The sequence below is a fragment of the Paenibacillus sp. EKM211P genome, from assembly GCF_011066175.1.
Lineage (GTDB): Bacteria > Bacillota > Bacilli > Paenibacillales > Paenibacillaceae > Paenibacillus > Paenibacillus polymyxa.
Genome location: NZ_JAAMNS010000004.1, coordinates 158303 through 172270 on the forward strand (window position 1 = coordinate 158303; position 13968 = coordinate 172270).

Sequence of the window (13968 nt, forward strand, 5' to 3'; positions counted from 1 at the left end):
TGGACGTACCGTTGTTCGGTGCAGAGAACGCCTCCGCCCCAGAAAATTGTATAGGCTAGCACGGTGACTGCTCCAGTAAGCGCATCACGCGAAGGACCAGAATCCGGTTACTGTGCGGATGGTTCACCTTGTTCCCGTCTTGCCCGAACCTCCTGGACAATTTTTCTGTTCATTGTTTCCGTCAGCTCATAATTCTTCATTGGAAATACGGAGAGAAATGTCAGAACCCCCGGAATAATTGTAAATAGTAGTGTGAGCCAAATAAGGGTTGTATTTGTTTGGACGATATTAGGCTGATAACCCGCTAACGCCAGCGCATAACCACCCACGGCGCTGCCGATTGCGGCCGCCAATTTGGCCCGGAAAACGTTAGCTGAGAAAACCATCCCCTCTGATCTGTTTCCAGTTTTCCACTCTCCATAATCGACGCAATCTGCTAGCATTGTGGACATGACAACATAGTTCAGCCCCACACCGAAAGAAATGATACAGCTGAGAATAAAGACAAGTACAATAGAGTTGCCGCAGAAGAAAAGAGCTATCATGGATATGGAGGTGATTAGCACCCCTGCTATGCTAGTGCCTTTTTTGCCGATCCACTTGGCAATGAACGGAACTGCGACGTTACCTGCGATTTGAAATCCCACGGTTAGTCCCATAAACAGTGGAATGAATGCTTCGGCACTTAGGTTGTATTTGAAATAATACAAAGTAAAGGCATTACGAATGTTGGCAGTCATTTCGATAATAAAAAACGAGATGATCAACAGCCGTAAAGGTCGGTTTTCAATGAAGAAAAGGCGGAGTACTCCTTTTAACGTTTGTTTTTCATGACGAGGCACTACGTGTTTTTCTTTTACGCCAAACACTGTAAACATCATGCAGACGAAGAACAGGCCACAAAGTACAGCAACCGCTCCAGCCCAGCCGTTGAAGAAATGGACGAGGGGAAGCGCTACGACATTGACCGTCCACAAGCCGGCACTTGCAACCGTACGAGGAACAGTCACGACCTTGGTTCGTTCTGCAGCATCTTTGGTTATAGCGGCGGACAGTGACCAATACGGAATATCCAATATGGAATAGCTAATGCTCCAAGCGATATAGGTAACATAGGCATAAACCAGCTTCCCGGCGGAAGAAAGGTCCGGACTGAGGAAGAGCGCCAAGGTGGTGAGTGTTACCAAGAAAGCCCCGATGAACATGTAAGGCCTAAACTTCCCCCAACGCGTATTCGTGTTGTCGACTGCAATGCCGATAAAGATATCAACTACCGCGTCAATCACCCGTGCCACCATCAGTAATGTCCCGACTGCAAGCGCATTCAGTCCAAAGCTGTCAGTATAGAAGAACATAAGATAAACGGCGGTTAAATTGTAAATAACATTCATCCCATAACTACTCAGTGAGTAAGAGATCAGTGTTTTTAAACTGACTTTGTCGTTATTTTTTGCAGATGCAGAAGTAAACATGTTTTAACCCCTTTCAAAAATTGACGATCATAACTGTAATGATACGTTTAACGCAAACTTGTAAGCGTTATCTTGAGATACAGAATAACAAAAGCTGCAGGAGGAGTACATGATTTTTCTAAAGCAGATGATAGCAAAAACAAAGATTGTCGCAAATATTCGCAGGTTGAGGTTTCTTTTTAGCTCTTATAACATAATTCTTAATTTATGCTATATTTGTTACGGGAACACCGCCCTTGGTTAACTTTTAAATTCTGAAACGTGGAGGTTAGGAATGAGTGAGAATATGATTCAATTTGTAGATACACGTACCAGTTCAAAACATAAAAATATTACAGATTTAATCCTATATAATTGTGGTTCCGAGCCTTGTTCTCCCAACCAGGACTTTGGGCCTATCGCCAGGGATTTCAATCTTATCCACTTTGTATTAAAGGGGAGAGGCAAACTGGTATTAGATAAGGAAACATATAACATAGAGAAAGGACAGGCTTTTTTAATCCCTGCCAATAAGGCCGCTTATTATCAAGCTGATGAGTACGAGCCATGGGAGTACAGCTGGGTGGGGTTTATGGGGATCAAATCCGAAATGTACTTGCAGAACATCTCTCTTGTTCAGGATAATCCGTATGTGGTAAGTATCGGAGACATCACTTTTTTTCATTCGACCATTCTTGAAATGCTTCGTATAGGGAATAATACGCTTTCTTCATCCTTGGCTATTCAGGGGTATTTGTGCCATATTCTCGCCAAGCTGGTGCATGAATCGGGTGAAACGATGCCTGTGAAACAAGAGCTTCCCTATTCAGTTCAAGCTATCAACTATATGGAGAAAAACTACAATGGTGGCATTCAAATCAGTGAGGTGGCAGAGTATCTCGGACTTCACCCCAATTACTTAACCTCTGTTTTTAAGCAGGAAATAGGCGAAACACCAAAGCAATATTTAATGAACATTCGGATTAAAAAGGCATGCGAGCTGTTACAGGATACCAGTTACTCTATTCAAGTAATCTCCAATTCGGTCGGTTACTCGGATCAACTGACCTTTTCACGGGCGTTTAAAAAAATGATGGGCATTTCTCCCAGCACTTACCGTGAAAATATTCTTTGATTTTGCTATATATATCTTCTAAAAATACTGGTGATTGAGGTGGGTGTATTTTGATATCGTAAAGCTGTTGGTTTTTCCTGCATGGTATTTTAAAGGATTGCACGGAAGAACTCACTTTACGAGAGGGGAACTGCATGTGGATACACTCATTGCCTTTATTCCAGCCATAGGCTGGGGATTCATGCCCATACTGGCGCAAATGACAAAAGCCAGTCCTCGCGAGCAACTGACGGGGACGGTCATCGGTGCCGTATTGTTCGCACTGTGCCTGTATTCGTACTCACCTGTTAACTTTCAAATCACACCATTTATTGTGAGCTTTGTCTCAGGTGTGTTTTGGTCCGTAGGACAGTTGCTTCAATTTCAAGCTTTCCAGAAAGTAAGCGTTTCAACGGCCATTCCTATTATTTGTGGGCTACAACTTATGGGAACGACGCTTTTTGCAGCACTAATATTGGGCGAATGGACGACTGGGTACCAATTTGGTATTGGATTAGCAGCGCTTATATTTATTTTGTCTGGCATCTTGCTGACGAGCTATCAGGGCAAATCAAGTGGTTTGTCCAAGCCTTTGCCCCTTCAAATTCTTGTCATGTTGGTTTGTTCGGGTATAGCCTTAACCTTGTATGTTATTATTAATCAAATCTTTCATGTCTCCGGTCTGTCGGTCATCTTACCGCAATCACTTGGCATGCTGTGTTCTGCGCTTTTAATGAACTGTAAGGGAGGGCAGAAGCTTCATCTGGTTCAGGTGCTGCGCAATTTGTCTACGGGTTTGTCGTGGAGCGTGGCAAATTTGGCGCTATTCATTTCGAATGGACTTATTGGAGTCGCTGCCAGTTTTCCGATCTCTCAGGCGAGTATCGCCATCTCCTGTGTTGGCAGTATTCTGATTTTCAGGGAAAAGAAGAGTCCCGGCGAATGGCTTCGTCTACTGGCCGGCATTACGGTAATCATGGTCGGAGTGGGATTGATTAGCCTGGTCAAGCTCTGAGATTTAGCAATTGAATATTAGCGGAATGCGCTGATTACAAACCCGTACCTTTTGAGATAGCTTGTAGCGTACCCGTTCTCGTCCAGCGCTACAAGCTACAGATTGCGGCTGACCGAGGCGGAAATATTAAAAATATTAGCTTTCGCAAGTAAACGGATAATGAGAAAACTCTATGTGAATGGTTTAACCATTGCATAGGGTTTTTTTGGAATTTTGTGTTTAACAGCGGTCATAGGACGCGCAATCACTGTCAAAGGAAGTAGTTTTCAGGTGAGTAGCTTTTGAGATTGAAATAACATCTCCCGCTGTAAAAGCATTTTTATAAATAATAGAAAGATTATCCGTTTGCTGTACTTTACTACAGTCATAAATGTGGTGCATTAATATATGTGACAGACCAGCTTTGTACATGGCAGAAATTTCGTTGCGCATACTTCCTGATTACAGGTGTTTAAGATAGGTGTGTTATTCGGACAAGCTTATTTAGTTGTATTTTATAATAATTAATAAATGCAATGATGTTTTACAGTTTTGAGAGGCTCAAAAAGTGTCAATATAATGTTTTTATTCTATTTCGATGGATAGGATGAACATTAGGAAAAAGGCTTGTCTCAAAATAAACATAGAGACAAACCCTTTTTTAATTTTATTCATACCAAATGCTGTCTTCTGAAATCCATTGGACTCAAACCTAAGTGCGTTTTTATAAATTTTGTGAAGCTAGAAGGCTGTTCAAATCCAAGCTTCTCAGCAATTTGATGAATAGGCTCTTTAGTCGTTAAAAGCAAGTTTTCTGCAAGTTCCAGCACCCTGGATTTGATAAAATCCTGAGCTGTTCTACCGGTTTCTTTTTTTAGCATGTCCGAAAGATAATTAGGTGAATACCCCATTGCTTGAGCAAGACCTTTTACACTTGGTGTACCTGATCTTTCAATAATATCCACAGTACACAGTTCATTTAAAAGCTCTTCGAACTTGGTGACGGCGTCTTTATAAACCACTGCTCTAGTGATAAATTGCCTGCCATAAAAGCGTTTAGCGTAGTTTAAGAGTAATTCCAAATTGGACACAACGAGTTCTTTCGTGTAAAGGTCTATATTTTTGCTGTATTCATTCTCAATGTTCTTCACTATACGTTCAATCGTCTCTCTCTCTTGTTCAGAGAGCTGCAAGGCTTCATTTGCTTCGTATTCAAAAAAGCTGTACTCGGATATTTTTGACCATAGTGTGGTTCCTCTGATCATGTCAGGATGAACACAAAGCATCCAGCCATCCGAATATTCAGGTGTATAATTGCCCTCAGAAATCATGATTTGACCAGGAGCTGTGAAAACAAGGCTGCCTTCACGAAAATCATAGTTTTTTCTGCCGTATTTAAAATCACATTGAGTACCACTTTTTAGAGATATCACATAAAAATTCAACATGACGTCAGTGTTAAACATGGTTTCCTATGGATTAGCATTTTCAAAATTCATCGCAGTAATTAATGGATGTTTAGGTTTATTGTATCCGAGTAATTCATGTAAGTCAGATATTGATTCAACCGTTAACATGATTTGCCCTCCTTATGAACAAAACAATTCCTCGCAAATAGAAAGCTCTTCTTATCATATCCTTTGAATTTCAAGTAAGACATAGTCTAATCCACGATAAACTTGTTTGAATTACAGAACTATTTATCAGTAATCTGGACAATATCATCAGTAACCTGGATATGTACCTAATCGAATGGGTTGCAGTATAAATATATTACTTAAATGAAAAGGAGAATTACGATGATTACAAAAATCATCCTTATTACTGGAGCTACTGATGGAATCGGAAAAGTTGCGGCGAAAACCATGGCAAAGCAGGGACACACTGTGATCATTCATGGACGGAATCAAAACAAAGCACAGAGACCCTTAATGTATTTTCACCATTGCTCTTAACAGAGTTATTATTAGATGTTCTTTCAAAAAGCCCCTCAGCAAGGATCATTAATACCTCTTCCGCAACACATAGGATTGCCAAAAAACCAGATTTCAGCGATTTACAGTTGGAAAAGGACTACACCTCGTCCGGTGCGTATGCATCCTCCAAATTGTATACGATTTGGATCACAAGACACTGGTCAGCTGAACTAATGAGAAGGGGACTGAAAAATATAACTGCGAACGTGTTACATCCTGGTGCTGTTGCGACTAGATTTGGACAAGACAACGATAAAGGTTTTATTAATAATATAGTGTTTAAGTTGGCACTTCCATTCATGAATACGCCAGAAAAAGGAGCTGCTACAACCGTATATTTGGCCACATCACAAGAAGTAGAAAAGGTTAATGGGAAATTCTTTGGTAATATGAAGGAGGAAAAACCACGGGATCGATATTATTCTGTAGAAAACGAAATAAAAGTTTGGGATTACTGCCAAAAGGTTATTAGCCCTTATATGAATAAATAAGTACGGAGCAATAATAAGGTTTACGATGGCCCCTCTGCTTTCCTGAAGTTGAGGGGCTTTTTATATTCATTTTCTTTCCTAATAATCAGTAATAGGGACAACTTTGTCTGTAATCAGGCTATGTTAACCATAGATCTGGAGTTTTAAACTATAAGTATCCATTAAGACAACCTTAGATGCGTTATCACGCTGTACCTAAGTGTAGGCTGTAAATAGTGTATGAAGGGGGATGAGATAGGGATACGAATACAATTCAAATACAACAATTTAGCTGATATCTGAAATATATAATATGAAAAATGAAAGGGGTATAACAAGTATGTGTAAAGTTCATGCATTGAGTGTTCCCAGTGCGAATGCGCCATTTGAACGGACGATGATTGAACGGAAGGAACTGCGCCCAGATGATGTTCTAATCGATATTAAGTATAGTGGTGTATGCCACACCGATGTTCATATGGTCCATAATGATGGAGGTTACTCTCAATTCCCAATGGTTCCCGGTCATGAAATGACAGGAATTGTAGAAGCGGTTGGAACGGAAGTAACTAAGTTTGTAGTGGGTGACCGGGTTGGAGTAGGGCCTCTCGTGAACTCTTGTGGAGAGTGCGAGAATTGTCTACGTGGTGAGAATATGTTCTGTAAAAAGGGCATGGTCATGATGTATAATTCCGTAGACTACGATGGAAATATTACTTACGGTAGTTACAGTCAAAAAATTGTAGTGAAGCAAAATTACGTACTTCAGATCCCAGATAGTTTGGGCTTAGATGTTGCCAGCCCACTACTCTGTGCAGGAGCTACGGCTTACTATCCTTTGAAACATTGGGGAGTAGGTCCAGGCAAAAAAGTCGCTATCGTCGGTATTGGAGGTATCGGCCACCTAGCTATCAAATATGCCCATGCATTAGGAGCTGAAGTTACGGCCTTGAGTCAGACAATGGATAAGAAAAGCGATGCGCTAAGTTTTGGCGCCGATCATTACTATGCAACGAACGATCCTGACACATTCTCGACGCTAGCTAGTCAATTTGATGTGATTTTCAACACGACCTCTGCAAGTCTTAATTTAGATGCTTACGTATCCATGCTTAATATAAATGGTACGTTTGTTATCATCGGTGATTCCGGTAAGCCGAACCAATTTAATACGCTCAGTTTGCTTATGGGTCGTCGCAGAATTGCAGCAACGCCTGGAGGCGATCTTCTTGAAACCCAAGAAATGCTTGATTTCTCCGCAGAGCATGGTATCGTCCCTGAAATTGAGGTAATTCACACCAATCAAATCAACGAAGCTTTTGAGCGACTTATCCGAAATGATGTACGATATCGATTTGTTATTGATACATCTACCTTTTAAGTCGTATTTTCGAGGATAACTCAATAGACACAAACATCATCAAAAGCACTTATCTGAAAGACAGGACTTACAATAGAGCGGACGAATTGCTGCTCGTCCGCTTTTCTAATTTATAAATACGCTAGTAAATTAACTCATAAGAATTTAAAAAGAGAAGAAGTGAATTTGCATTGATAACATTGGAGCAGATCCCGGATTGGACTTTTCACTGGCTAAGACGTTTGGTAAACACGGATTTCGTATCGCTATGATTTCAAGAACATAAGAGAAACTAGACCAGTATACTGAGCTATTAACTAAATTGAGGCTCAAGGTTTTGCTGCGGATATTACTAACAAAGCACAGCTTACTAGAGCTTTTCAAGAAATTAAAAGTACATTGGGAACTATAAATGTCATGGAATTCAGTCCATACAGCGGAAATGTACCTACGACATCGTTGAAGAAAGCCTTTTTTTAATGAATTCAAATGTGTATACCAAGTTTCCGCTTTTTCAAGACAAGATAAAATGTTATACATTGGTTCTTTATTTTTGTTGACATTTAAAAGATGAAGCCCAGCCAACCAGAATTCCGTTCCGATCCTCATCCCCCACGAGCACATTAAGCTTTCTTGGCCTTTATGATCACAGAAATAATGTGATGATCCACGCTCGTACCAGATACCCAATCTTTGATGATTGATTTACATAATCCTATAAATTACCTGAATACAGAACTAATGTTTGGTATTATAATAAATAAGAATACATGTTCGTACGTATATGATCGTTTTTTTGGAGGGTGCAGCATGACTAAAACAACTGAGCGGACAATTCTTTTGGCGGATTGCCAGTCTTTTTATGCGAGTGTAGAAAAAGCTTCCTACCCAGAGTATAAAAATAAACCGCTTGCGGTAGCAGGCGATCCTGCACGCAGGTCTGGAATTATTTTAGCAGCATGTCCTATGGCTAAAAGTTTCGGGGTGTCTACAGCAGAACGGCTCGGTGAAGCCCTCAAGAAGTGTCCTGAGCTTGTGATCGTCCGTCCCCGTATGAAACACTATATCGATGTCTCTTTAGCAATTACGGATATATACAAGGAATACACCGACCTGGTAGAGGTGTTTAGTATCGATGAGCAGTTTCTGGACATTTCGGGTAGTTTTAAAATTTTTGGAGATTCTTTAACCGTTGCAAGAGAAATTCAAAAGAAGGTTCTTTTACAAACCGGGGTTTGGGTACGAATAGGAATCAGTTCCAATAAGGTTCTTGCCAAAAGCGCAACCGATATTTGGGCTAAAAAAATTAAAAGCGGTATATTCACGTTGCCCAAGACAGAATTAGAGCAGCTGCTCTGGCCACAGCCAGTTAATAAAATGTTTGGGGTAGGTTCGCGGATGTCGTCCCATTTTGAGCGGCTTGGTATGACAACCATTGGTGATATCGCTAGAACGTCTCTACCAGACCTTAAGTCTAAATTTCGCGCTCGTTTTGGAAAACAGTCGGATATACAGGCGGAGGTCATGTGGAAAACAGCCAATGGTCTAGATGAGAGTCCTGTAGCTCCGTATACCTTCAGTTCTCCACAAAAGTCGATAAGTCATATGATGACCCTACCCCAAGATTATTTGGAACCAAATGAAGTAGAGACCATCCTGCTTGAACTCTCGGAAGAAGTTTGTCGAGACAGTCGTCGTAAGGGGTGCATGGGCTCTGTCGTGACCGTTAGTTGTACATGTAGCCCATATGAGGCTCCCACCGGATTTTCCAGGCAAATGAAGCTTACAGATCCGACTAACAATACGAATAAAGTGTACAACGCAGCAAAAAAAATATTTTATAATTTTTGGAACGGTATGCCGATACGACGCTTAGGTGTCACTTTAAGTGGGTTGGTTGACGACCAAACTTATCAACTTTCCTTCTTTGAGGATCATGAGCGTATCCGCTCCTTGGAAGAAGCAACAGATAAAATTAAAGAACGCTATGGTAGCGCAGCTATCGTAAGAGCGTCCTCTTTGACCCAAGCTGGTCAGGCACTGGAGAGATCCCTAAAAATCGGGGGGCATTATAAATAAATGAAGGGATATACTGATGTAATTTAGAATTACTAGAGCAAGGTCAGATCCCACTACATATTGGTCTGAAGGGTTCTTGGGAAACAGGTAAAACTAAAAAACTGTTAATCTTTGAATTAAAGTCTAGAAAATTATTGCTGGACTTTGTTAATACTACAATGCTATTTGGTATTTTAGCTGTGTTTTATACTTTTCCTTCGGTTCGAGTCCATACTCCTGTTTGTCCCAGCACTTTCCGCTGAATTTCACTTGCAATACTCAACGGATCTCCGAACAGGGAGAGACTTCCGCTCATATCCAGAAATTGTTCATCAATGCTGAAAACCTCAACCAAATCCGTATACTCATTATAGATTTCTGTTATTTTTAATGAGACATCGATATAATGCTGCATGCGCAGGCGTACAATGATAAGGTCAGGACATTTTTTACAGCTTCCCCCAGACGTTCTGCAGTGGATATACCATGTTTTTTGGCCAGCGGACACGTGGCTAAAATAACGCCTGAACGAAGTGCAGGGTCACCGGCCACAACGAGCGACTTATGTTGGTATGCGGGATTATCCGTTTTTTCGACGCTGGTGTAAAAGCTTTGGCAGTCCGCTAGAAATATGGTTCTACTTCCACGCTCCTTCACAATGTTGATCTCCTCTCCTGGCATGTGATTAATCATATTCCAGAATATTCTTGAACATATACCCTTATAGTAGTATTATATATAGAACAAGTGTTCCTAATACAAATGTATTTTTTGGAACATTACAGTTTACGGGAAACCTAGCATGGCGTATCATATTATCTTGAACAAAAACAAGTGGAAATGAATGAATATTGAGGGGAGAAAACCATTTTTATGAACCCAAAACGTCGACCATCATCTCAAAAACGCAGTAGGTGGCGCATTTTTGGCAGAGTTTTGCTGATTAATATCAAGTGGTTCTCGCTTGCGGGTGTACTTGGAGTGCTGTTTGCCGGAGGTCTTATATCCGGTTATGTGGCGGCACTGGTTCATGATGAACCTGTACGATCACGTCAATTGATATATGAAAAGGTAAATGAGAATGCTCTGACCAGTTTTGTATTTTTTAATGATCAGGTAACTCCGGTTGGAAGAATGCGCATGGAAGAGGACCGACAGCTCGTTGACCTGAAGGATGTCCCTCAGTCCATTGTGGATGCCCTCATTTCAACAGAAGATAGCCAATTTTATGAGCACCATGGTGTAGATTTAAAGGGGACGGCTCGTGCTGTCAAACAGAAACTTTTGAATGAAAACCGCCAAACTGGCGGCAGTACACTGACGCAGCAGGTAGCCCGAAGAGTTTTCCTCAGTCTGGATAAAACGGACAGCCGAAAGGTGAAGGAAATGCTGCTGGCACTACGTATGGAGCGTTTTATGGGCAAAGACAAAATATTAACGGCTTACTTAAATAAAATGCCTTTTGGTAATGGTTCCGCTGGTTACAATTTGTATGGAATCAAGTCTGCTTCGTTAGGAATTTTTAATGTAAGTGATCTACATAAGCTTCATATTGCTCAAGCGGCTTATTTGGCAGGTCTTCCACAGCTGCCATCTGTTTATTCCGCTTTTGATGGTAAAGGGAATTTTGATGAAGAAGGTTTCAACAAAGCGATGGAGCGCCAACGTGTTGTGTTGGGAAGAATGCTGGAAACAGGCAAGCTCACACTGTCCGAATATAATGATGCGCTTCAATTTGATGTGAGAGCGACTCTTGCACCCCATCGCGAAAAAAGCTATAACACATTCCCTTATTTGATGCTGGAAACAGAGCGGGAGGCCGCACAGCTGTTAGCACTCCAGCAAAATCCGAATCTCACAGCAGCCGAGATTTCTAAGCCTGAGCATGCTGAACTTCTTCAAAATACGCGAGAAGAGTTGCAACGGTCCGGCTATCGAATTTATACAACGATAAACAAAAAAATTTATAGCAATATGCGACAGATTGCAGCTAATCCACAAAATTTTTCTCCATACAGTAAGAAGAAGGGACTAGAACAGATTGCGGCAATCATGATTGATCATAAAACAGGGGCTATCCTCGGTATGATCGAGGGCCGGGATTTTAATACCGAGCAAATGAACTATGCAACTCAAATGACACGTCAGCCCGGTTCTGCCATGAAGCCTATTGCTGCTTACTTACCTGCTTTGGAGAAGGGCTACACTCAGCCCGCCGGTCTTATTGATGATTCACAAATCATATTGAAAGACGGACGAAAGGGTTATCATATTCCTAAAAATTATAACAGAAGGTATGAGGGGCTTATGACAGCCCGTGAAGCACTCAATCGGTCAATTAACATCCCTGCACTGAGGCTGTTTTTATATGAAGTTAAAATTCCAAACGCTTGGAATTTTGTGCGTTCTCTTGGAATTACGACGATTCAGCCGCAGGATGAACATGCTCAAACAGGAGTTCTAGGTGGACTTAGTAAGGGGGTATCCGTCGAGGAACTGACCGCAGCATATGGGACAATTCCCAATATGGGCGTGTATAATGCACCTCACTTGATCAGTAAAATTACAGATGCCAACGGTAAGATTGTATATGAATTTAAACCACAGACGAAACGTGTATATTCGCAGCAAACCGCATTTTTGATGACGGATATGCTCAGAACCGTTATATCAGACCCAAGAGGAACTGGCAAACGTCTGCAAAAAGCTTTTAAGAGCTACGGTACCATTGATATTGCGGGTAAAACGGGTACGACACAGAACTTTGGTGATGTGTGGTTTATGGGATACACACCTGACGTTACGCTAGGCGTATGGGCTGGTTATCGTCAACAGGTTAATACATTATCTCAAGAAGGTCACACCAGAGCACAGTCGGTGTGGGCGTTGATCATGAATGAGGCGGTCAAGGACCAGCCTGAGCTTTTTAAGAATAAGCATTTTATACAGCCGGAAGGCGTTGTGAAAGTTACGGTATCTAGTCTTACAGGTAAGCTGCCAGGGCGCTATTCCCGCCAATCAGGTCACCTCGTGACTGACTGGTTTAACCAAAAGTACGTGCCGACCGAAGTCGGAAGAGAACAGCTTCCACGTTCTGCTAGACCAGTAGTTCCGTCCAAACCAGATATCAAGAAAGAAGATGTCCCTGAGATCAAGGTACCAGCAACAGATCAAGAGGAGGTTCCACCAGAGGAAACAGTTCCTTCTGTTCCTGACACAGACGCAGAGATCGAACCGCCTGATGAGAATAACGATGTGCCATCAACAGATACTTCGCAACCTTCTATTGAAAACGTGCCGGAGACACCTTCTGAATCAGAGAACCAGAGTGGTGCTCCAAAAACTCAGCCTGATGAGGTTATCGATCCTAAACCAACGACTGATCAATCCAACAACTAAGCAACATGGACGATCTAGTTTAGAACACCGTTTCCAACAATATTGACAGTGACCTGCGGATGAAAACGGACATGGGGATACTCCTCATTCCAACGCTATTCCATTACAATGGCTACCTTGAATGGGAAGTTGGATAGTCAGGCTCCGGTACATCTGTCGGACAGAATTCTCGGTGCCTGAATAAACTTCATTGGTACTTTACCTTCATTGGTTTGAGATTCATCTACAACTTCTAGTGTTTGCTGGAGTAGGCCCTTAGGAGTAAGATCATAAATCGATGCATTTGCCAATCTGGCATCCTTTAAGCTGTCCTGATCCCAGCAGCCTGTTGTAATTATGAGTAGAGCCAGCATTTTATGCGGCTCTGCTCTTTTTTCATATTTTAGATTTCTCCTTTTTGAAAATACGAGCCAAATTATTTGCATGTAACCAATGGGCTTTAAAATTTTCTCTTTGTTCAGGCAAGTAGGCAAGGCGAGATTATAAGGGGGCATAGTCTTGGGTCAGATCAATTCCCAGGTAGTATCCGAGTTTACGCCGAACCTCACTGCGGGCAAAGGATGAAAGCATGAAAAATCGTCTTTGGTAACCTCGGCATACATACAAAACCTCTACGCCTTCATGATTTCGGATTTCGCTGTATATTTTCACTCCCTGTCTTTTCATTCGTGCTTTTGTTTCTGCTAATTGAACAGTTATGCGCTGTTGTACTCCAGTCAGGCTACGAATATACAAATCGGGCATTTTTAGAGGAGAGATATTCATAATGCGAATGTCTCGTTCCAGCACATCCAGTACAAGTGTTAGAAGTACACACATCTTGATCAGTCCTGCGTCTTCTTCAGAAGGCAAAGGAGCTTTATGCTTGTTAGCAAGTACCTTTTTGTTTGTCATAAATATCTCCTTTACGCGGAGTGAAAGTACAATATACAATAAGCATATAGAACGTATGTTCTGAATATACTTCATCATAGGAATTTTTCTGTTGCCAAAGCAATCATCAATTATTGGAAAAGTGCGGGGAGCGCTACTTCCATGTGCCATTGTGTAAAGATTCTTGCGTATAGGGCCGATGACAGTCAAACAGAGTTTATGTTAAGCTAATGGATAAAAAACTTACATAGAAGGGGATAGCGTTCTGATAGC

10 protein-coding genes and 1 pseudogene are annotated in these 13968 nt (G+C 41.5%); 7 read left to right on the forward strand and 4 right to left on the reverse strand.

Annotation, left to right across the window (positions count from 1 at the left end; translation table 11 throughout):
- Positions 1-107 precede the first annotated feature (107 nt).
- Positions 108-1472: a glycoside-pentoside-hexuronide (GPH):cation symporter gene (locus tag G9G57_RS08955; RefSeq protein ID WP_164964854.1), complete on the reverse strand. Its 1365-nt coding sequence runs from the start codon at positions 1470-1472 to the stop codon at positions 108-110.
- A gap of 274 nt (positions 1473-1746) precedes the next feature.
- Between G9G57_RS08955 and G9G57_RS08960 the strand changes: the two genes are divergently transcribed.
- Together G9G57_RS08960 and G9G57_RS08965 are read left to right on the forward strand one after the other, a co-directional pair.
- The gene (locus G9G57_RS08960) at positions 1747-2586 is read left to right on the forward strand and encodes an AraC family transcriptional regulator (protein ID WP_164964855.1); all 840 of its coding nucleotides are present in this window, start codon (positions 1747-1749) and stop codon (positions 2584-2586) included.
- Between the two features lie 136 nt (positions 2587-2722).
- Positions 2723-3580, forward strand: coding sequence for a GRP family sugar transporter (locus G9G57_RS08965; RefSeq protein WP_029515122.1), 858 nt, complete (start codon positions 2723-2725; stop codon positions 3578-3580).
- Positions 3581-4230: 650 nt separating this feature from the next.
- Here G9G57_RS08965 and G9G57_RS08970 read toward each other — a convergent pair.
- Positions 4231-5025: a helix-turn-helix domain-containing protein gene (locus tag G9G57_RS08970; RefSeq protein WP_238799277.1), complete on the reverse strand. Its 795-nt coding sequence runs from the start codon at positions 5023-5025 to the stop codon at positions 4231-4233.
- Between the two features lie 333 nt (positions 5026-5358).
- On the opposite strand from G9G57_RS08970, the gene G9G57_RS08975 reads away from it, so the two are divergent.
- The 4 genes from G9G57_RS08975 (at position 5359) to G9G57_RS08990 (ending at position 9444) form a co-directional block, all read left to right on the forward strand.
- Complete coding sequence (locus G9G57_RS08975; RefSeq protein ID WP_019687935.1) at positions 5359-5514, forward strand: SDR family NAD(P)-dependent oxidoreductase; 156 nt, start codon at positions 5359-5361, stop codon at positions 5512-5514.
- On the forward strand, positions 5505-6026 hold the full coding sequence (locus G9G57_RS08980; protein WP_164964856.1) for a hypothetical protein: 522 nt from the start codon (positions 5505-5507) through the stop codon (positions 6024-6026). The genes G9G57_RS08975 and G9G57_RS08980 overlap by 10 nt, the downstream gene beginning before the upstream one ends.
- 319 nt (positions 6027-6345) lie before the next feature.
- The gene (locus G9G57_RS08985) at positions 6346-7386 is read left to right on the forward strand and encodes an NAD(P)-dependent alcohol dehydrogenase (protein ID WP_164964857.1); all 1041 of its coding nucleotides are present in this window, start codon (positions 6346-6348) and stop codon (positions 7384-7386) included.
- A 789-nt stretch (positions 7387-8175) separates the two neighbouring features.
- Positions 8176-9444, forward strand: coding sequence for a DNA polymerase IV (locus G9G57_RS08990; RefSeq protein WP_044785255.1), 1269 nt, complete (start codon positions 8176-8178; stop codon positions 9442-9444).
- 202 nt (positions 9445-9646) lie between these two features.
- Here G9G57_RS08990 and G9G57_RS08995 read toward each other — a convergent pair.
- A pseudogene (locus G9G57_RS08995) lies at positions 9647-10104 on the reverse strand (Y-family DNA polymerase); the annotation flags it as partial.
- Between the two features lie 192 nt (positions 10105-10296).
- On the opposite strand from G9G57_RS08995, the gene G9G57_RS09000 reads away from it, so the two are divergent.
- Complete coding sequence (locus tag G9G57_RS09000) at positions 10297-12822, forward strand: transglycosylase domain-containing protein (RefSeq protein ID WP_117288942.1); 2526 nt, start codon at positions 10297-10299, stop codon at positions 12820-12822.
- A 480-nt stretch (positions 12823-13302) separates the two neighbouring features.
- Here the strand turns inward: G9G57_RS09000 and G9G57_RS09005 are convergent, their stop codons facing one another.
- Complete coding sequence (locus G9G57_RS09005; protein ID WP_117288940.1) at positions 13303-13716, reverse strand: hypothetical protein; 414 nt, start codon at positions 13714-13716, stop codon at positions 13303-13305.
- Between the last annotated feature and the right edge of the window lie 252 nt (positions 13717-13968).